Origin of the sequence: Rheinheimera lutimaris (genome assembly GCF_013283795.1) — a bacterium.
In the GTDB taxonomy this organism is placed as follows: domain Bacteria; phylum Pseudomonadota; class Gammaproteobacteria; order Enterobacterales; family Alteromonadaceae; genus Alishewanella; species Alishewanella lutimaris.
In genome coordinates this window covers 154889-175903 of sequence record NZ_JABSOD010000003.1, presented here as the reverse complement: position 1 = coordinate 175903, position 21015 = coordinate 154889, and the positions used below count along the sequence as shown (strand labels likewise).

General features: G+C 50.0%; 11 protein-coding genes and 1 pseudogene. 9 read left to right on the top strand and 3 right to left on the bottom strand.

Translation table 11 applies throughout. The features are described from left to right. Positions 1-94: 94 nt before the first annotated feature. Entirely contained in the window at positions 95-2233 is a 2139-nt protein-coding gene (malQ, locus tag HRH59_RS03980; RefSeq protein WP_173499978.1) for a 4-alpha-glucanotransferase, read from the bottom strand. Next, the gene (locus tag HRH59_RS03975) at positions 2220-2669 is read right to left on the bottom strand and encodes a helix-turn-helix transcriptional regulator (RefSeq protein WP_173499977.1); all 450 of its coding nucleotides are present in this window, start codon (positions 2667-2669) and stop codon (positions 2220-2222) included. Before HRH59_RS03975 ends, malQ begins: the two co-directional genes overlap by 14 nt. Before the next feature lie 408 nt (positions 2670-3077). Between HRH59_RS03975 and HRH59_RS03970 the strand changes: the two genes are divergently transcribed. The 4 genes and pseudogenes from HRH59_RS03970 to HRH59_RS03955 all read left to right on the top strand — a co-directional run. Then, positions 3078-5906, top strand: coding sequence for a TonB-dependent receptor (locus HRH59_RS03970; protein ID WP_218573454.1), 2829 nt, complete (start codon positions 3078-3080; stop codon positions 5904-5906). A gap of 62 nt (positions 5907-5968) precedes the next feature. Continuing rightward, on the top strand, positions 5969-7471 hold the full coding sequence (locus HRH59_RS03965) for a tryptophan halogenase family protein (protein WP_173499976.1): 1503 nt from the start codon (positions 5969-5971) through the stop codon (positions 7469-7471). Beyond that, positions 7443-8945: a tryptophan halogenase family protein gene (locus tag HRH59_RS03960; RefSeq protein ID WP_173499975.1), complete on the top strand. Its 1503-nt coding sequence runs from the start codon at positions 7443-7445 to the stop codon at positions 8943-8945. The genes HRH59_RS03965 and HRH59_RS03960 overlap by 29 nt, the downstream gene beginning before the upstream one ends. Positions 8946-9036: 91 nt before the next feature. Beyond that, positions 9037-9303: pseudogene (locus HRH59_RS03955) on the top strand (tryptophan 7-halogenase); the annotation flags it as partial. Positions 9304-9322: 19 nt separating this feature from the next. Here the strand turns inward: HRH59_RS03955 and HRH59_RS03950 are convergent. Continuing rightward, positions 9323-10642: a hypothetical protein gene (locus HRH59_RS03950; RefSeq protein ID WP_173499973.1), complete on the bottom strand. Its 1320-nt coding sequence runs from the start codon at positions 10640-10642 to the stop codon at positions 9323-9325. Between the two features lie 303 nt (positions 10643-10945). Between HRH59_RS03950 and HRH59_RS03945 the strand changes: the two genes are divergently transcribed. The 5 genes from HRH59_RS03945 to HRH59_RS03925 all read left to right on the top strand — a co-directional run bounded on the left by HRH59_RS03945 (position 10946) and on the right by HRH59_RS03925 (position 21013). After that, on the top strand, positions 10946-13834 hold the full coding sequence (locus tag HRH59_RS03945) for a TonB-dependent receptor (RefSeq protein WP_173499972.1): 2889 nt from the start codon (positions 10946-10948) through the stop codon (positions 13832-13834). 23 nt (positions 13835-13857) lie between these two features. Continuing rightward, positions 13858-17838: an alpha-1,6-glucosidase domain-containing protein gene (locus tag HRH59_RS03940; protein ID WP_173499971.1), complete on the top strand. Its 3981-nt coding sequence runs from the start codon at positions 13858-13860 to the stop codon at positions 17836-17838. Between the two features lie 177 nt (positions 17839-18015). Next, positions 18016-19275 carry a DEAD/DEAH box helicase gene (locus HRH59_RS03935; protein ID WP_173499970.1) on the top strand — a complete coding sequence of 420 codons (1260 nt, stop codon included), beginning with the start codon at positions 18016-18018 and terminating at the stop codon, positions 19273-19275. 159 nt (positions 19276-19434) lie between these two features. Beyond that, positions 19435-19839, top strand: a complete 405-nt coding sequence (locus HRH59_RS03930; protein WP_173499969.1) for a substrate-binding domain-containing protein — start codon at positions 19435-19437, stop codon at positions 19837-19839. Beyond that, complete coding sequence (locus tag HRH59_RS03925; protein ID WP_173499968.1) at positions 19832-21013, top strand: hypothetical protein; 1182 nt, start codon at positions 19832-19834, stop codon at positions 21011-21013. The genes HRH59_RS03930 and HRH59_RS03925 overlap by 8 nt, the downstream gene beginning before the upstream one ends. Positions 21014-21015 lie beyond the last annotated feature (2 nt).

The following is a 21015-nucleotide window of genomic DNA, read 5'->3' as shown; positions in this document are numbered from 1 at the left end:
ATAACAGGTGGCTGATGAATCAATGATTAATGAGTTGTAAATATATGTAGAGCAAAAAACCGCCGTTAGGCGGTTTTTACTTGCAATAACTTTATTATTGTCGCGCGGTTTTTATTGCCGCCAGTAACGTCAGTACATCGGGGCGGGTTAATATCTCATCGATATTATGTTCCAGCTTACGCCGCCAGTTAGGGTACTCGGTACTGGTACCCGGGATATTCACCGGCGTGTGCATCAACAGTAAATCTTCCAACTGAAATGCCAGTAGTTTAGCCGGTTGTTGTGCGGTAAATAAATGGCTGGCCTGCACCAGTTGGGCGTAGTCACCATCGCTTAATTGCAAACGCTCTGCCATCAGGCGCTTTTCATCGGCGCGCAGCTGGTACAGGCTGTCGGCTACTTGTGGGTTGGGGAATAAATCCAGCTTGTGGCGCAGGGCTAAATCATGCTCCTGCCAATAACCCACTAAGGTAGGCATATCGTGGGTGCTGACAGTTGCCAATGCCAATTCAGGATAGGTTTGCGCTGCGTGGTCATAACTGCCGGCTTTTTGTTCCAGCATAAACACACGGTACGACAACACCTGATATTGTGCCATTAAATGGCTGATCTCTACCGGAACGGTGCCGAGGTCTTCACCGATAACCACACAGCTGTTGCGCTGGCTTTCCAGTGCCAGAATGGCAAATAAATCGGCAGCCGGAAAGCGGATATACGTGCCGGCAGTAGCATCGGCACCGATAGGGCAGCACCACAGGCGCAGCAACGCCATCACGTGATCCAGCCGCAAGGCGCCGGCATAGCGCATATTGGCTTGGATCAGTTCAATGAAAGGCCGATAGGCTTTTTGCCGTAACGTTTGCGGATTATAAGCCAGCAAGCCCCAGTTTTGGCCTTTCGGCGCCATAATGTCGGCCGGTGCTCCTACGCTTAAATCCAGCAGATAATCTTCCGGTGCGCCCCAGCTCTCGGCGCTGCTACGGCTGGTACCTACAGCTACATCGCAATACAAACCAATCGCCATGCCGTGTTGTTGACACAGACGCTTTACATCGGCTAATTGCAGTTGGGCTTGCCATTGCAGATAGAGTTGACGTTGTATCGCATCGGTATGTTCGCGGGCAAAAGCGGCTACTGCGCTGCTGTTCGGGTCGCGCAGCTCCGGCGGGAAATTTTGCCAGGCAGCCATACTCCAATCGCGGGCAAATAACTCACCTTGCAATACCTGATGAATAGCCAATTGGTGCAAACTTATCCCACTGTCGCTGACAAAGCGTTGAAACTCTGCTGCACGAGGCGTATTTTTCGCCAGATGTTGTTGCTTAAACTGCTGAAATAACAACACAGAAATGTCTTTTTTCAGCGCAGCTACACCGATGTAATCTACATCAGAACAATTGCGCAACTGCTGTAAGCGTTGTTGAAAGTTTTCTGTGGCAAAGCGTTGTTGTGCTGCGGCACATTCACGATATTCTTCTGTATGTTCCAGCGCAACATATTCGGTATTCAACCACAGCCGGCTGTTCGGGCTGTAAGGGCTGCAATCTTGCGGTAGCTCCGGATACAAAGCATGCAAAGGGTTTAAACCGATAAAATCACAACCCTGCGCCGCCAACGGTGCAATCATCTGCTGCAGGTCGATAAAATCCCCGATACCCCAGTTTCGCTGAGACTTTAGCGCATATAACTGAATGGCCGGGCCAAAGGTTTTGTGCAGCACCGCTTTGTCATGCAACTGGAAGCAGCGTTGCGGTGTGATAATCAGCTGTTGCTGATAGCTCTGTGTGCCGTTGCTCAGACTCAGTTGATGGTAACCCAATGGCAGGCTCAGCTCTAAAGTCAGCTCTGCGGCCAGTATCTCGCCTTTGCCGGTAGTCCGTTGTTCAACAATGTCTTTCGCGGCAATGGTGATATTACCGCTGAATTGCTGCTGCTCTTCGGTAACAATATGCCACTGCCAATCGCTTATGGCTTCATGTTGTAACTGCTGCAGGCGAAAGCGCAGTAGCTCGCCCTGGCGGCAAACCGTTACCGGCGCAATCACCTCCAGCCAGGGCTGCTCTGTCAGAGCAGCAATATGCTGTTGTATGCTGTTGTCAGAGCTCAGATCAAAGCCCATGGCGGCTAGTATGGCCTGCTGTTTTTCCAGGCTGACATGCTCAGTATGGCCCTGGGCATGCACGTAGCTGTCTTGCAGACCCGCCAACGCGGCGAGTTGCTTAATTAATTCCATAATTCACCTGTAGCAGCGCGCTGTGCGCGGAAAAATGATGTGTCCTGCCCGCTTGCGGCAGCTTGTGTTGGCGAAATGCGCCCGGTGAGCAACCTTGCCAGCATTTAAATGCCTTTTGAAAACTGCTTTGCTCTTCAAACCCTAACTGATAAGCAATTTGCTGCAAGCTCAGGCTGTGGTCATGTAAATATTGCTGTGCCAGCCGATGCCGGCAGTCAGTAACCAGTGAGCGAAAGCTGCTACCCTGTTGTTGCAACAACCGTTGCAGGGTTCTGCTACTGATATGCAAGACATCAGCAGCATCGGATAAACGCGGTGCCCGCGGTAAGCAATCAATGATATAGCTGCGCAGCATTGCCAATAGCTGCGACGTAGCTGCAATGCTCTGTGCGCTCTGCTTAGCAGCAGTGCAGTGCTTAATGCTTCTGGTTGTCATAATGTGCTCCGGCGCGGCAGCAAAGCAAGATCCACATATTTGCTACCGGCTGCCATATACTGGTGCAAGCATAAATCAGCCTTGTACAATTATTAAACCTGCTGCATACGTATGCATTGAAAATATCACTAAAACCAGCTCTGTATCTTCTCTCCACTCTGCTACAACTAAGCGGTATATCTAAGAAAATATGGTGTTTCAGACGAAAGCGAGTTTTGCACTGCGTTAGTGCATTAAATTGAAACAATGCGCTGCTTTTGTGCGATTTAGCAATTATGAATACGTATTCATATTGAGCTGTTGACCTAATAAGTTTAATAAATAGCCTTAGACAAAAGTCTGGTTGTACTGCAACAGTTGCGCTTACAGCTGGCAGACGACACAAATAACACACCGGGGATGAAGGACATGACTAAATTTAAACTCAGTATGCTGACGGTTGCTTTAGCAACGGTCGGGTTGAGCAGCTACAGCATTGCGGCCCAAGAAACATCGGCTGACACAGAACAACGCGAGTCGCCAGCAGAAGCCAGAGAGAAAGCAAAGGCTGCCGCAAGCGTAGAAGTTATTGAAATAAAAGGCTTTAGGCGCTCTGTAGCCGAGTCAATTAACACCAAGCAATACTCTAACAGCATTGTAGATTCTGTTTCTGCTGAAGATATTGGCAAGCTGCCCGATTCCAGTATTGCTGAATCTATAGCACGCTTACCGGGCTTGTCAGCACAGCGTTTGGATGGCCGTGCCAGCCTGGTTTCAGTTCGTGGTATGGGCGGTGATTTTAATACCACTACATTTAACGGCCGCGAGCAGGTTTCTATCGGTGATAACCGTGGGGTTGAATTTGATTTGTACCCATCAGAGGTTATCAGTGAAGTTGTGGTATACAAAACGCCGGATGCATCACTTATCACTCAGGGGATTGGCGGTACTGTTGATTTACGCTCAGTACGTCCGTTAGACAAAAGCGAACGCATCATTAATGCGAACGTGCGTTTTGAGAAAAATGGTTTAGAAGCGGTTAATCCAGATATGGATGATCAGGGTAAACGTGGCTCTATCGGTTATATCGACCAGTTTAATGACGGCAAAGTGGGTGTGGCGTTGGCCTACGCACATATGCAGTCACCCAACCAGGAAGAGCGCTGGCACGCCTGGAACTACGATCGCAACGAAGATGGTATTCGCAGGCTGGGCGGTGCTAAGCCATATGTTCGCTCTTCTGAACTGACCCGGGATTCGGTGCTTGGTGTACTGGAATTTGCGCCAAATAAAGATTTACATCTGACATTTGATGCCATGTACGTGGATTTTGAAGACAAACAAATCTTACGTGGTGTTGAGTTACCAATTGGTTATGGTCGTGACGATGGTTCGTCCACTATTGAAGTGCTGGAAGAGCGTAATGGTGTGGCAACACGTTTCCGTGCTAACGATGTTAAAGGCATAGTACGTAACGACGTAAACTTCCGTCAGGCAGAACTGACGTCTTTCGGTGCAAATGTTGAATATCAGTTGGCTGACTGGACTCTTGAAGCCGATTTAAGCTATTCAAAAGCCGACCGTAAGCTGTGGGTTATGGAAAGTTATGCCACAACCGGTCGTGGTGGCAATGCAGGCCAGGGCGTGGGTGACGATATTATCGTTGAAATGAACGACAGCCTTACCGGTGCAACTTTTACCCCTTCTCTGGATTACTCAGACCGTGCATTATTTGAGTTAGGTGCAGCAAGAAACTGGGGTGTAGGTGAAGTGGGCGTTGATGGTCAGGACGGTAACTTACTGACGCCTGAAACTAAAGACGAAATGACCACCTTCAAGCTTGCGGCAAACCGGTTGCTGGAAAATGACTTCTTCAGTTCTGTAGAGGTAGGTGTTAACTACAGCAAACGTGAAAAGTCGAAAGTAGACTACGGTGAATACTTACGCGTACCTAATTATGTGGCCGGCGACGTAAATTCGACCTTACCTATTGACGACAAATATTACCTGGGCAATGTGTCACTGGGATACCTCGGTATGGGTAATATGATTGCCTATGACTCACTGGCAATGTATCGCGATGGTGTATATGACTCTGTAGTGCAGGGCGACACAGTGCCTGATAAATGGCGTGGTACCTGGACAGTATTTGAAGATATTTATACTACTTACGTAAAAGCAGATATCAGCAGCTATGTGTTTGATCTACCGTTATACGGTAACATCGGCGTACAATATGTATACACAGACCAAAGCTCGGATGGTTTTCAGGTCAGTTCACGCCCTGAAGGTGGGTTAAATATTGATCCAACAACGCAGGGTGACAGCTACAGCAATGTATTACCAAGTTTAAACCTGGTATTAAAAGTAACTGATGAGCAGCAATTGCGTTTTGGCGCAGCACGCACTGTGGCACGCCCACGTATGGATCAAATGAACTCAAGCTTTAGCTATGGTTTTGATCGCGGACGCAACAACCCTGGCGTGTTTAACCCTGACGATCTAACCACGTCACCATGGAGTTCTGGTAGCGGCAATCCGTCACTAAAACCTATCGTTGCCGATCAGTTTGATCTGTCTTACGAATACTACTATACCAGTGAAGGCTATGTGGCTGCGGCTGTGTTCCATAAAGACATAAAAGACTGGGTTGCCAATAACGATACGATTTTTGACTTCTCAGACTTTAACACGCCTAACCCGGAAGATGTGCCAATTACCAACCTGGGTGTTAATACCATACCGGACAACGTTGGTGATGCCAAAGTGAGTGGTGCTGAGTTAACAGCAGTGGTGCCATTTAATGTTCTGACTGAAGCATTGGATGGTTTTGGTGCGGTGTTAAGTGCTACTTTCCTGGATTCAGAAGTAGATGTAAAAGGTATGCAGCAGGAGATCCCTGGCTTATCTGACAAAGTATACAATTTCACTGTGTACTATGAAAAAGCAGGTTTTCAATTCCGTACCAGCATGAACTACCGTTCAGAGTACCAGGGCGCAGTGCGTAATCAGACTGCTAATTTGGATACCAGAACAGCAGCGTCTGAAACCTTGTGGGACGCACAGCTGGGCTATGATTTTTCAGAATCGTCTATCGATGCTCTGAAAGGACTGAGCGTGACATTCCAGGTACAGAATATTACCGACGAACCTTTTGTTACCAACTTTGTTGATGGTGAAACCGGCCAAGTTATTGGCGCGCAAGACTATCAAAGATATGGCCGTAACTTTATGCTTGGCTTTGGTTATAAGTTCTAACCTTAATATTGTCTGACATTACAAAGCCCCTGTTGTCAGGGGCTTTTTTATAGGGACAAAATATGCACCAGAATGGTATTCGTCATATAGTAATCGCAGGCGGCGGCAGTGCTGGCTGGATGGTGGCATCAGCTCTTGCCAAAGTGTTTAAAGACAAGATCAGGTTAACTCTGGTTGAGTCTACTGATATTGGCACTGTCGGTGTAGGCGAAGCCACTATTCCGCCCATTCAGAGTTTTAACCAGTTGCTGGGTATAGATGAGCGGTATTTTATTCAGCAGACGGATGCCACGATTAAGCTGGGTATTGAGTTTGCAGGCTGGGGGCAGACGTCCAGCCAGTATATGCATGCTTTTGGTGATGTTGGCAGTAATGTAGGCTTAACCCATTTTATTAATTATTGGCTCAGGCAATCACCGCAAAACGCCTCAGACTATTGGCGCTATTCGTTAAATTTTCTGGCGGCAAAAGCGAATAAGTTTTCGCCTGCTAAAACATTGCCCGGAACCACTATTCCGGGACTAAGTTATGCCTATCACTTTGACGCCTCTGCTTATGCCCGCTTACTGCGTGATTACGCGGTCAAGTTAGGCGTACACAGCATTGATGCGAAAATTTCACGGGTTAATATCTGCCCGTCAAGCGGCAACATCCGCGATCTGATACTTGATGATAATCAGGTTGTGGCAGCCGACTTTTTTATTGATTGTAGCGGCTTTCGCGGCTTATTGATTGAAGAGGCGCTTAATACAGGATACGAGAGCTGGCAGCACTGGCTACCGGCTGACAGTGCCATTGCAATACAAACCAGACAGGGTAATACCACACAACCTTACACGCGCTCGATAGCGCATGCTACGGGCTGGCAGTGGCATATACCGCTGCAAAGCCGCACAGGCAATGGCATGGTGTACAGTAGCGCCTTTATGCAGCAGGAGCAGGCACTTGACACCTTGCTGCAACATTTGCCTGAAGGCGAAAGGTCTGACCCCAAATTTTTGCGGTTTACCACAGGCCGACGTAAAAAACAGTGGCATAAAAACTGTCTGGCGTTGGGGTTGGCCAGCGGGTTTTTAGAGCCGCTGGAGTCTACCAGTTTACATTTGATCCAATCGGGTATAGGGCGTTTTCTTAAATTATTTCCTCAAAACCCGGCAGATAGCTGCCTGGCTGATGAATTTAACCGCCAGGCCGATTTAGAAATAGAAGCTATCCGCGACTTTATTATTCTGCACTATCATCTTAACCAGCGCAGCGAGCCATTCTGGAAAAGGTGTCGGGAGATGGCAGTGCCGGACTCACTGACCGAACGGATTGCGCTTTTTGCTGACTCCGGCCGGGTTTTTCGCCGCAGTGATGAGCTGTTCTCAGAAATGGGCTGGTATCAGGTGTTATTGGGGCAGGGTATTATGCCGCACAGTTACAGCCCGTTAGCCAATACGTTGCCTGAAGCAGAATGCAGTGATTTTATGAGTAATATCAGTGCTGTATTCTCAGGTTATGTTAGTCAATTACCGACACAGGAAAGTTATCTGCATGGTATCAGCGCCAAAAAAAATCAATAAAGTCGTGATTGTAGGCGGCGGCTCAGCCGGTTGGATAACGGCTTGTTTGTTAAGAAAGCACCTGGCAGCTGATATCACCATAGAGCTTGTCGGCGCACCTGAAATAGCTACTATTGGTGTGGGTGAGGGCTCAACGCCACAACTGCGTGGGTTATTTGATACCTTAGGTATCCCTGAAGCTGAGTGGATGAGTGCCTGCAATGCCACTTACAAACTGGGTATTGAGTTTAATGGCTGGACAGACGTACCGGGATACAGCCGTTATTTTCATCCCTTTGTCGCCCAGACAGATTTACACACCCAGGATGTGTTTATTCATAGTTGTTATTACCGTCGTCTGGGGCTGGATGTCAATGCAAACCCAGATCACTATTTCCTTAATGCTGCCCTGGCACAGCAAGGCCGCCAGCCTTTAGCTGATGAGTCTTTCCCGTTTAGTGTGGAGTATGGCTACCATTTCGACTCCACGTTATTAGGCCGGTTTCTAGCAACTTATGCTAAAAGCCTGGGGGTAACTTACCGCGAGTTCAGTGTCAGTGACGTTGTTATAGCTGAAGATGGCAGTATCAGTGCCCTGGTGTCGGCGCAACATGGTGTGCTTGAAGCAGACTTTTTTGTTGACTGTACAGGCTTTTCTGCCCGCTTAATCAGCCAGGCACTGGGGGTTAAGTTTATCAGTTACAGCGCAAACTTGTTTAATGATGCTGCCGTGGTTATGCAAACGCCTTGTCTGCCTGATGAAAAACTGATGACGCAATCCACCGCTCTGAGTAATGGCTGGGCATGGCGTATTCCACTGACCAGCCGTGTGGGTAATGGCTATGTATACAGCTCGAAATACTGTAGTGCTGAACAGGCAGAACAGGAGCTCAGAGCTCACCTTGGCGTTGATGACAGTGTTGTGGCAAGACATCTGAAAATGAAAGTTGGCAGGCTGGAGCAGCACTGGTACAAAAACTGCCTTGCTGTGGGGTTGTCGCAGGGCTTTATTGAGCCGCTGGAGGCAACGGCTTTGCATCTGGTACAAACCACCGTAGAGATGTTTGCGGATTGTTTGGTCAAAGGCAATTACAGTGACGCCCTGCAGCCAGAGTTTAATCAGCGCATTAACACCCGCTTTGAGGGCATACGCGATTATATTGTCGGGCATTATCGTTTAAATAACAGAACTGATAGCCAATACTGGCGTGATAATGCTGCCAATGAAGACTTACCGCTGCACCTAAAAGGCTTAACCCAGGCCTGGCTAAGCAGAGAGGATATTGGCCCTTACCTGACAGCCAATAAGCTGGACAGTTACTACAGTATCAACTCATGGCACTGTTTATTTTCTGGCTACGGTATTTATCCGTCTCAATTAGTGCCGGCAGATAGCACGAAACCGGAGGTTCAGTCCTTTTTACGCCGTATTGATGACGTTGGCCACTTTAACCGCATGTGCAGCCAGCATTATCCGTTAAATAAACCGCGCTAAAACAGATAGCTGTGTTAGCAAAAGTACCAACAGCCGCTACCTTGCCGGTTATGCCCTACACCCGTGCTATTGCCCATAGTGGCAGCATTGCCGCACCATGGCGTTGCCGGACTCACTGGCACAACGCATTGAATTGTTTCGCCAGTCAGGGGCGGTATTTCGTCAGCAAGATGAGCTGTTTACTGAAGTGGCCTGGCAGCAGGTTATGTTGGGGCAGCATTTACGACCACAACATTATCACCCTCTGGCCGATAGCTTAACTGACAGCCAGCTAAACGGTTTTCTGGCTGATTTAAAAGCGATAATAAGCAGCACAGCGGCTCAGTTGCCGTTATATCAGCAGTTTTTGCAACGGTAATATGTAACGTAAAGTACGTTCAATTCTGCCGCTGTGGTGCGTTATTCCACAGGTTTTGGTGTTCACTCTGGCTGAAAAATTGCTCCGGGTGCCAGCAGCGCGGAATAAAACGCCGCAGTTGGCCGGGCTCAAAATCGGCGCTCAACCCGGCCAGAATCTCCTGTAAACGTTGTGGAGGCATAATGGCCAAGCGGTCACGCGCCGGCTTAAAATACAGATTATTTGCTACGCTGATACAGCTGTTATGGCCACCGCGGCGGTACTGCAAATTACGGCTGACTACCCGGCATAACGGCTCTTCTGCTTTAGCCGGATATAACTGATTTACAATAGCTAATTCGTATTTTTCCTGTACGCTCAGATCAGTTTGCGCCGGGATAAATGCCACGCCAAAACCTTGCGGAAACACGCCGGTAATTTTCAGCAAATGGCCGGTATACAGTGCATTTAACTCGCCGCGTTTTACCGCGTCTTTTAGCAACAAAGTGGCTTTGGGTAGGGCTTCATAGGCGAAGCGCTGGCGGCCAGGCAACACAATTGAGCTGTATACCTGTGGTACTTTTAACAGGCTGCCCACCGCACTGTTAGGATCTCCAGCTGCCGCCAGCAGGCGTTCGGTAAAGTCTAACCGTTGTTGCTGCTGCGCCATATCCAGTTGTTGTTCCTGCTTATTGTTACTGCGAAAACGTACTACGGCCAGCGCCAGTGAGAAAAAGTGCTGCCGCGCCGTGGTGCTCAGTTGCAGTAACTGGTGTCGCTCTTCTGATTGCAGTGCGCGCTGCGGGTCCAGGGTGCCGTTATTGCCGGCTAACACGGCAAGCGCTTTGGGGTGCAGCATTCCCACATCCAGCAATAACACCGCCATTACCAGAGGTAACTGCACATTTAACCGAAACGGGCACTGCGGGTCTTTTGCATCGCGCTGTGCATAGTGTTGCTCTATCCAGGGATCGTTCAGCAATTGCTGCGTCAGCATATGCTGCAACAAACGCAGCGACAGCGCAGCGCGATACAGGGCTTTGTAGCCGAATTGTACCTCGCGCCAGCGCCGCTTGGACTTGGGCACGGTTAATTGCAAAATGCCGAGTAACCGCGCCGAGCGGGTCAGGGTTTCGGCGTTATTTTGCCCTTCGGTTAACTGCAATATCTTTTCTGCCAGAAAGCTCAGTTCAGCCATGGCTGTCGGCGGGGTTACGCTACTGTGTGTGGCGCGGAAAAAGTCGGCGGCGATACTTACCAGTGATAACGCCGATGCCGGCGTGCTCAGGCTGTTAAGGACACGTTTTAATTCGCGCATAAATACGCTGTCGGCGGGGCTGTTACTGGCCTGGTTACGCAATGCTGATCCCTTCGTGCAAATATGGCGCTGAGTGTTGGATGTTAGTTGTGGTTTAAAGTGCGCCGCTGTTGCCGCTTACAATAGCGTAATGCGTTAGCCGGATAAAGCGCGTTAGTTGTATTGCACTGTTATGGTGCCGCTTTGTCAGCTTTGCGCCGCTTTGGCGCAGCTGAATACGTATTCATATTGCACCCCGTTCCATTTAGGTTAATAAATGAACTGCTTAAAAAGCAGGCTGCAACTCTCATGCTGCTGCATGGAATGCGCAACCACTAAAATAAAAACATACGGGGAAACAGGGGCATGAATAAGTTTAAGCTTAGTCTGCTTACGCTTGCTATGGCAGGCGTAAGTAGTCTGGTATGCTCTGCTGTTGCACAAACAGCAGAGCAAACGCCACAACCAGCAAATCAACAAATCTCAACCGACAGCACAGTAGCTGATGCGGCACTGGACAGTGTCGAGGTTATTCAGGTGCGCGGCTTTGCCAGCAGCCTGTTCCGTTCACTGGATGCCAAGCGCTTTGGTGATACGGTATCAGAAACCATCTCAGCCGATGATTTAGGCGCGCTGCCGGATGTATCAATGGCCGATGCATTAACCCGCTTGCCGGGTATTTCAGCAGTACGTACCGGTGGTCAGGCGGCGGAGATTAACATCCGCGGTATGTCCGGCGGTTTTGTATTTTCTACGCTTAACGGCCGTGAGCAGGTGTCCACCAGCGGCAAGCGTAATATTGAATTTGACCAGTATCCATCTGAGTTAATTAATTCTGCGGCAGTATATAAATCGCCCAAGGCGTCGCTGATTGAAGGCGGTGTAGCCGGTACGGTAGAGCTGCAAACCGCCAGCCCGCTGCGCAACGAAAAACAACATACTTTTACCGTTAATGCCCGTCGCATGTATAACGACCGTGCTGACGAAGTGCCGGATGGTACCAGTGCCGGTCATCGTTTCAGCTTGTCATATCAGGGCAAGTTTCTTAACGATACCCTCGGCTTTGCTGCCGGCTACGCCCGCTTATTTCAGCCCAGTGTTGCCACCCAGTTTGTCGGTTTGGCTTACAACGGCGAAAAAGACACTAACGATGACGGTATCAATGAATACATCAGTGAAGGTTTTGAACTGCAGCATAAAGGCGGTGAAGAGACCCGTGACGGCTATATGGCCGCGCTGGAATGGACACCACACGATGCGTTTACTTTAAAAGCCGATGCCTTTTTGTCTAAATTTGACAAAGAAGCCTTTGCCCGCGGTTATCGGGTTAAATTTGGTGGCCCCACTGCGGCACTGGGTAACCCGGTATTAAACGGCAGTTCGGTAATTGGCGGCACCTTTAACCGCACCACGACCAGCTTTACCCGGGTAGAGATTGTTAACGATGACAACCGCGACTACGACGAAGTGCGCAGTTACGGCATTAATGCCGATTGGGATGTCAGCGACACGGTAAATTTATCCTTTGATGTATCGCATTCCAGCGCCAAAAGTAATTTCCGTAACGGCCTGCTGTGGGCATTGGTCGCGCAAGACGCCACGGCAGAAACACCGCTGCTGGATACCAATGTGTCCATAACCTATCAGCTGAATAATCTGAACCTGCCCGGCGTTGGTTTTAACCAGGCGGCCGCATTTTCAGATGTCGACAAGGTGATGGTCAGTAAGTATGGCATTTACCCCTATGTTAACGAGGACGAAGTAAACGCTGTGCGTTTCGATGCCAATTGGCTGCTGGATATGCCGGTAGTGGCCTCACTTGAAGCAGGTGTGCGCTACTCTGAGCGCACTTATAAAAATGATCGCTCTGTTTTTGAATACGGCAGCGACGGTGCTTTTCTTACCACCCAGCCACCACTGCGTCTTACCGCTGATATGACAGAGGTTGTCGATTTTAAAGGCGATTTTGCTGCCTATCCGTCGTATTTGTCGGTTGACCTGGATAAAGCCCTGGCTGCCTGGTTTCCGCAAGGTATACCACAACCGGTGCAAACCTGGGGCGCCGGTAACCCTGATTTAGTGGAAGAGCAGTTGGCTGACAGCGGCCCCAACACCAGCTGGACCCTACTGGAAAGCGGCGAAGTGTATGAAGATGTGCTGGCCGGTTATGTAATGGCTAACCTGGATGCGGAGTTATTTGGCATAGCCTTAACCGGTAATATTGGTGTACGCGTAGTGCAAACCGACCAAAGTGCCACCAACCTTGCCGATGTCAACAGCGACCCGCTGCGCGGTGCGCAAAATATTACCGATGACGCCGGCCTGGTAAACACCCGCTATGCACCCGGTGTTTTGGGGGAAAAATACACCGACGTACTGCCACAGCTGAACCTTAATTTTGGCCTGACCGATAACACACAAATCCGCTTTGCTGCTGCCAAGGTGATGTCGCGGCCACCCATTAACCGGCTGGCATCTAATACGTCAATTACCATCAGTGATGACGGCGAAATCAGCGGTAACAGCTCAAACAGCCCGTTTTTACGGCCGTTTGAGGCGGTACAGTATGATTTATCCTACGAGTATTATCTGCCCTCCGGCGCCATAGCCTTTGCGTTGTTTTATAAAGATATTAAGTCTTTTGTAAACGATTTTACCATTCAACAGTTTGATTTTGCCGCCGCCGGCTACGATGTACCGCTTGAAGTAATAGATGAAGACGGCATTCCGCGCGCCACCTTTAACGGTGCCTTCTCTACTGCGGTAAATAACGGCGAGGGCGGTTATATCCGTGGCGCTGAGCTGGCCTTTACCAAAGTATTCGATACCTTGCCTGAGATCTGGTCCGGGCTTGGCGTGCAGGGCAGTTATTCCTATACCGAAAGTGAAGTGAGCCTGGTTAACAACCTCGGCGGTGCCAGCATTGAAACCAGTTTTGAAGGGTTGTCGCAAGACGTATTTACCGGCACGGTATTTTGGAACTATCGCGGCTTTGACACCCGGGTCAGCGCGCGCTACCGCTCACCGTTTGTGTCGTCGCAGGTAGGTATTGATGAGCAAATCACTAATTTCGACAGCGAAACCGTGGTGGATATGCAAGCCTCGTATGACCTGAACGACCATTTCAAGCTGCTGTTTCAGGTGAATAACCTGACAGATGAACCCACTAAGAGTTACTTCGGTGACAAGGCGCAAACCGGCACCATACAGTTCTTTGGCCGCCAGCTCTACCTTGGCGCGGTGTATACCTTTTAACCGGATTTTGGAGCAAAAAAGCAATGTCTACTACTAAAAAAATGCTGCAGCTCGGTTCGTTATTGCTGGCCGCCCAGCTGCTGAGTGCCTGTGGTGGTGCTGACAGCACTGCACCTGGCGAAGTACTGTTAAGCTGTGATGTGCCGCTGATCCCCGATGCAGCCGGTATCGAATGTATCGATCCGCCGCCGATATTCTGCCCGGCGCCGCAGGTGCCTACCGCTAACAATGAAAGCTGTGAAATAGGTGAAAATCCGAAAGCGCCGGCGCCGGTGGTGATGGCTGGCGCTAACGAAGCAGTGCTGTTTTATAAACGGCCGCAGGATGGGGTGTATGACGGTTACCGCTTACATACCTGGAACAATGAAACCTGTGATGCGTATGCCCCGTCATCAGTTGCGCCGGGCTGGGAAACCGGTTTGGTGCATAACGGTATTGACCCAAACTACGGTGCTTACTGGATTTTACAGTTAAAACCGGGTTATGCCGGAACGCCGGGCGCCTGCGGCAACTTTATTGTGCACATTGGTACTGATGATGCCGGTAAAGATCCCGGCACTGATATGCAAATGCCGCTATCACAGGATCATCCAAAATTTGCGCGGATGAACTGGATTTTTTCCGGTGTTACCGGCGTGTTTGAATTTCCTATCGAGTCACTGGGAGTAAGTATTCAGGGCGCTGCCGCGCATTGGCTTGACCAGAATACCTTTGTCTGGAACAGTGGCATTGCTGCTACCAGCCCGGTAAAACTGTACTTTGATGCAGATGCCGGATTAGCAATTGGCCGCGATGGCAACCTCAGCGGCGACAGCATGGAGCTGGCGCCGGTTGAGCTGACAGAGCAGCAAAAAGCGTTAGTACCGCATTTGGCCGATGCCCCGGCGTTCAGCGCCAACTTCAGCGCAGATGAAGCCAAAGCCATGGTTAAAAACCAACTGGCGTTAGCAGCGTTTGATGCCGACAACAAACTACTTAGCGCTACCTGGGTACAAGCGGCCAAAGTGCTGGATGATTTGTACACCAAGGGTGATGCAGACGCCGACGAAGCGATCTTAGGCATTCAGTATCAGGATGGTGGCATTACGGCTAATGTTTGGGCACCAACCGCGCGTGATGTGCAGTTAAAAGTGTACGACAGCGGCCGTAACCTTACCGCTACCCATGCGATGATCCTTGACCCGGCAACCGGCATTTGGCAATACAGCGGCAGTGATGCGCTTGACCGCCAGTTCTATCGATATGAAGTCACCGTATATCACCCTCTGACGCGTAAAGTTGAAACTATTGAAGCGACAGATCCCTATTCGGTAAGCGTGGCTATTAACGGCCGATACAGTCAGTTTGTTAACTTAAATGACGATGATTTAAAACCCGCCGGTTGGGACGAACGCACTGTGCCTGCGGTAGCTAAGCCGGAAGATATCGTGATTTACGAAGGTCATGTGCGTGACTTCAGCATCCGCGACCAAAGCGTTAGTGCAGCTAACCGCGGTAAGTATCTGGCGTTTACCGAGACAGAGTCATTACCGGTTAAACACCTGATATCACTGGCACAGCACGGTTTAACGCATTTTCACTTATTGCCGCTTAACGATCAGGCCAATATCAAAGAAAACGCCGCCAGCCGGATTGATCTTAGCGACACGGTTGGCAAATTATGTGGTTTAAAAGCTGATGCCCCGGTATGCGGCAATACCGATGCTAATGCCACCTTACTGTCGGTGCTGAAAGGCTATTCCGCTTTTGGCGAAAAAGCACAGGAGTTGGTAGAGGCGCTGCGCAGCATTGATGGTTTTAACTGGGGTTACGACCCGCAGCACTTTATTGCCCCTGAAGGCAGCTATGCGTCCAACCCGGACGGCGTGGCACGCATTACCGAAGTGCGGGCGATGAACAAAGCGCTGAACGATCTTGGCCTGCGTACCGTGCTGGACGTGGTATATAACCATACCAGTGCATCCGGACTTAGCACCACCTCAGTGTTCGATAAAATTGTGCCCGGCTACTACCACCGTTATAACGAAACTACCGGTGCCATTGAGCGCTCCACTTGCTGTGAAAACACCGCTACTGAGCATCGCATGTTCGAAAAATTTATGCAGGATTCGATGGTGATTCTGGCGCGTGATTTTGGCTTTAACGACTTCCGCTTCGATGTGATGGGCCACCATCCGAAAGACAGTATTTTGGCTACCCGTGATGTAGTGCGCAGTGTAGCTCCTGATGTTTACTTTTATGGTGAAGGCTGGAACTTTGAAGAAGTAGCCGACAACCGCTTATTTGTACAAGCTAAACAACAGGACATGGCAGGCACGGGTGTCGGCACCTTTAATGACAGACTGCGTGATGAAGTGCGGGGAGCTACGCTGTTTAGCGGTAAAGCAACAGAAGATAACCTGCATAAACAGGATATTATCCGCATTGGCCTTGCCGGTACTTTAAAAGATTATGTGCTGGAAAGTTATCAGGGTATTGCCGGCCCGGCATCCAGTTATACCTGGAACGGTCAGGCGGCAGGTTATGCCGAAAAACCAGCTGATATTATTAACTATGTATCCAAGCACGATAACGAAACGCTGTGGGATAAACTGCAATACGGTTTAGCAACCAGCCTGACCGCTGCTGAGCGGGTGCGGGCACAAAATATTGCCATTGCTATTCCACTGATGAGCCAGGGTATACCATTTTTACAAATGGGTGGCGATTTCCTGCGCTCTAAATCAATGGACCGCGACAGCTACGACGCTGGTGACTGGTTTAACTTTGTTGATTTCACGATGCAAAGTAATAACTTCGGTGTTGGTTTGCCTTTGGCAGAGAAGAATAAAGACAGTTGGGAGGGCATAGCGAAAATTTTGCTGGACCCCAATGCCAAACCGGAGCCGCAGCAGATTAGTTTTGCCAGTGAGGTGTTTAAAGAGTTTTTAAGCATCCGTGCCGGCAGCCCGTTGTTCCGTTTAGCCACGGCGCAAGAGGTTATCGACCGCGTTGGTTTTCATAATACCGGTAAAAACCAAACGCAGGGTTTAATCGTAATGAGCATTGACGACGGAACGGGTTTAACTGATCTTGACCCGTCGTTTGACGCCTTAGTGGTGGTGATTAACGGCAGTGCGCAGGAGCATACCCATACTATTCCTACCGCAGCCGGTTTCGATTTACACCCGATTCAACAGGCGTCGGTAGATAGCAATGTCAGTACCGCGGCTTTTGTTGCCGGTGTTGATGAGGGCAGCTTTACCGTGCCGGCGTACAGCATGGCTGTGTTTGTTAAAGTCCAGGGTGCCACGCAGGGAGCGGGCCTGGCAGCAGACGCCACCAGCGGCGCTCCGGATATCCCACCTTATGAAGCCAGCACTATTTATGTAAAAGGCGACATGAATGGCTGGGGGGCGGTAGATGCTATGACCTATGACGGCGAAGGCGTGTACTCACTGGCACTGGATTTAGCTGCCGGCAGTTATAACTTTAAAGTAGCCGACGCCGACTGGAATCCGTTGGTATTTGGCGCAGGTGGTGACGGCAACAGCGTGGCCCTTGGTGCGGCGAAAACGCTGACTAATCCCGGCGACAACCTTAATGTCGTGATCCCGAACACCGCCACCTATGTGTTTACGCTCGATGCCAATAATAAAGCGGCACCGGTGCTCACCGTGCAGGAATTACCGCCTTACGGCGTTGGCGTTACGGTATATCTGAAAGGTGATATGAACGCTAATCCCTGGTCAAATGACGACCCTATGACCTACATCGGCGGTAATGTGTATCAAATAGATACATTGCTGGACGAAGTGAAACAGTATGGCTTTAAGTTCGCTGATGCCAACTGGGGCACTGTTAACTATGGCGCAGAAGTCGGTGCTATGACATTGGATACGCCAAAAGCCCTGGAAGATGAAGGGGGTAACTTATCGTTTAATGTCACCGAAGTGGCCACTTACCGCTTTAGTGTAGATGCTACAGTTCCTGCAGCACCGGTGATGACAATCACTAAACTGTAAGCTGTTCTACCTCCGGCTGCGGCCGGAGCTTCCTGGTGTTTAGCCGCAGCTTGCTGCGGCTTTTTTCATCTTTATTGGTGCTAAGACCGGTTTTGCTGTAACATGCGCGCCCCTCTGTTTGAGAGGCCACTGCAGCTGCGGCAGTTTTGTTTCGCAGCATTACCTGCGGGATATCGCATGCAATTTACTGATTTAAACCTGTCGGCAGCGCTGCTTAAAGCTATTGCCGACAAAGGCTACACCACTCCTTCTCCTATCCAGTTACAGGCTATTCCTGCGGTGCTGGGCGGCCGTGATTTAATGGCTGCAGCCCAAACCGGTACCGGCAAAACCGCCGGCTTTACCTTGCCGTTGCTGCAGTTATTGACTGACGGCGCTAAAGTACAGCCAAACCAGGTGCGGGCGCTGATATTAACGCCGACGCGCGAGCTGGCGGCTCAGGTAGCTGAGAGCGTAGCGGTGTACGGTAAGTACCTGCCGCTGAAAAGTGCGGTGGTATTTGGTGGCGTAAAAATTAACCCGCAGATGATGGCGCTGCGTCGTGGTGTGGATATTTTAGTAGCGACGCCGGGCCGTCTGCTGGATTTATACCAGCAAAACGCGGTGCGTTTTACCCAGCTTGAAGTGCTGGTGCTGGATGAAGCCGACCGTATGCTGGATATGGGTTTTATCAACGACATTAAAAAAGTACTGGCGTTGTTGCCGAAAAAACGCCAGAACCTGTTGTTTTCTGCAACCTTCTCTGACGATATCCGTAAACTTGCCAAAGGCCTGGTAAATGATCCACTGGAAGTGTCGGTCAGCCCGGCAAACACCACCGCCGAGCGGGTAGAACAGGTGATATATCCGGTTGATAAAAACCGCAAAGCCGCGCTGGTAACCAAGCTGATTAACGACAATAAATGGCAGCAGGTGCTTATTTTTACCAAAACCAAACATATGGCGAATAAGCTTAGTCTGCATTTGGAAAATGCCGGCATAAAAGCAGCGCCTATTCACGGCAATAAAAGCCAGAATGCCCGCACTAAAGCCCTTGCTGATTTTAAAGCCGGCGCTGTGCGTGCGTTAGTGGCAACAGACATTGCTGCCCGTGGCCTGGACATTGATCAGCTGCCGCAGGTAGTCAATTTTGAGTTACCAAACGTTGCAGAAGATTATGTACACCGTATCGGCCGTACCGGTCGTGCCGGTGCTGCCGGCCATGCAGTATCGCTGGTATGCGCAGATGAAACTAAAGAGTTGGCCGGCATTGAGCGCTTAATTAAACAAACGCTTACGCGTCAGGTGCTGGCAGGCTTTGAGCCGGTAAATGTGTTACCGGAGTCTAAATTAAATACCAAGCCTTATAAACCAAAGAAACCTAAAATGGCGCGGCCGGAACATCGTGATGGCCAGCGCCCGTCGCAGCAGCGTTCAGCGGCTAAACCCAGCCGCTAAGTTGCTGCCGCTGTAGGTAACAAGGCAGGATCTAAGTAGCTCTGCTAGAATGATATTTCCAAATGACGCCGGCTGTTTTGCCGGCGTTAAGCCGGAGATAAACAGAACAGTGAACAAAATACAAATAATGCCTGTAATTGCATCCGGTGTTTGCCTGTGATGAAAGCTCTGCTTTGGCTTGGCCTGCTGTTGCTGTTTCCGCTTAATGCGGCGACAGTGGTAGTGCATGGCTCAGTGCCGCTGGAGACACTGAGTCAAAGCCAGCTGCGTAATATTTTTACCCTACGCCAGACGCAGTGGCCTGACGGCACGCCGGTTAAAGTTATCGTATTGGCAGACAGCTCCCCGTTACATCAGCGCTTTTGTCGCGAACAACTCAGACTCTTTCCTTATCAGTTAACCGGCATTTGGGATAAACGCAGTTTTTCCGGAACCGGCCGGCGGCCACAACAGGTAGACAGTATGGCAGCGATGTTGGAACTGGTGCGCACAGAAGCCGGTGCTATCGGTTATGTTGAGGCACACTATGTCGGCTCTGCGGTAAAGGAGGTGCGCATTGAATAAAGCATTGCTTCGCACTGTGTTGTTAACTGTGTTTATGTTATTCAGCAGCGTTACAGTAGCTGAAGATTTTTCCTGGCAAGGCTTTGTTGCTCAAGGGTTGATCCGCGCTGATGACAGCAATTATATTAATAACAGCGGTAAAACATCAGCGGCATTAACAGAGCTTGGCGTAAACGGCCGCTACAGTCTGGCGGCAGATTGGCACCTGGCCGGTCAGGTAGTTTATCTCGACGGTGGCAATCGTTATCCGCAGGGTACACGGCTGGATTATTTATTTTTGGATTGGGCGTTTTACAATACCGAGGCGTGGCAGGCCAATATGTATTTTGGCCGCTTTAAAAATCAGCATTGGTTATACTCCGGTACCCGTGACGTGCCCTTTACCCGGCCATCTATTATTTTACCGCAGTCAGTATACTTTGACGGTTTTCGCGATATTGCTGTTGGCACGGATGGTTTAGCGTTGCAGGCGCGTAATTCCGGTGACTACGGCGACCTGACGCTGAACTGGAGTTTCGGTACCATTCCTATATCACAACAGCAAAGCCGCCAGCTGTTGGGTTACGACACTCAGGGTAAGACCTCACTGCAGCGGGATCACAAGCTCAGTGTCTACTGGCAGCCTGCTTTCAGCCGTTTTAGTTATGGCGCCATCTTGCTCGACTCTGCGTTTAAATACCGGCCCGGAGAGGGCGAACTTATCAGTGCAGCAGATTTTACTGTACAGCGGGTAATGCTGAATTTGCGTTATCAGGCCGAGAACTGGGAGTTTGCCACTGAGTTGCTGCAGGAGCGGATTAAAACCAACGGTTTTTTTGCGCCGCAGTTTGAACGTCAGCAATTAGGCCAGGGTGGCTATATGTTGGCACAGTACCACTATTCACCCCAGTTGCGCTTTTACACCATGCTGGACTATATGGTGTTGGATAAAGATGACCGCCAGGGCCGTATGCTGGAGCGCCAAACCGGTGGTGTGGTGCCGCGCTGGTTTGGCTATCAACATGCTGTTGCTGTCGGTGTCAGTGTTGATATTAGCCGGCAATGGCGGCTGCATGGCGAAACGCACTGGAATAAAGGCACCGGCCGGCTGGCGCCGGTATTGCAACCGGATGTGCTGACCAATAAAAGCCAATACTGGCAGGTGTTGGCAGTACAACTGATGTACCGGTTCTGACA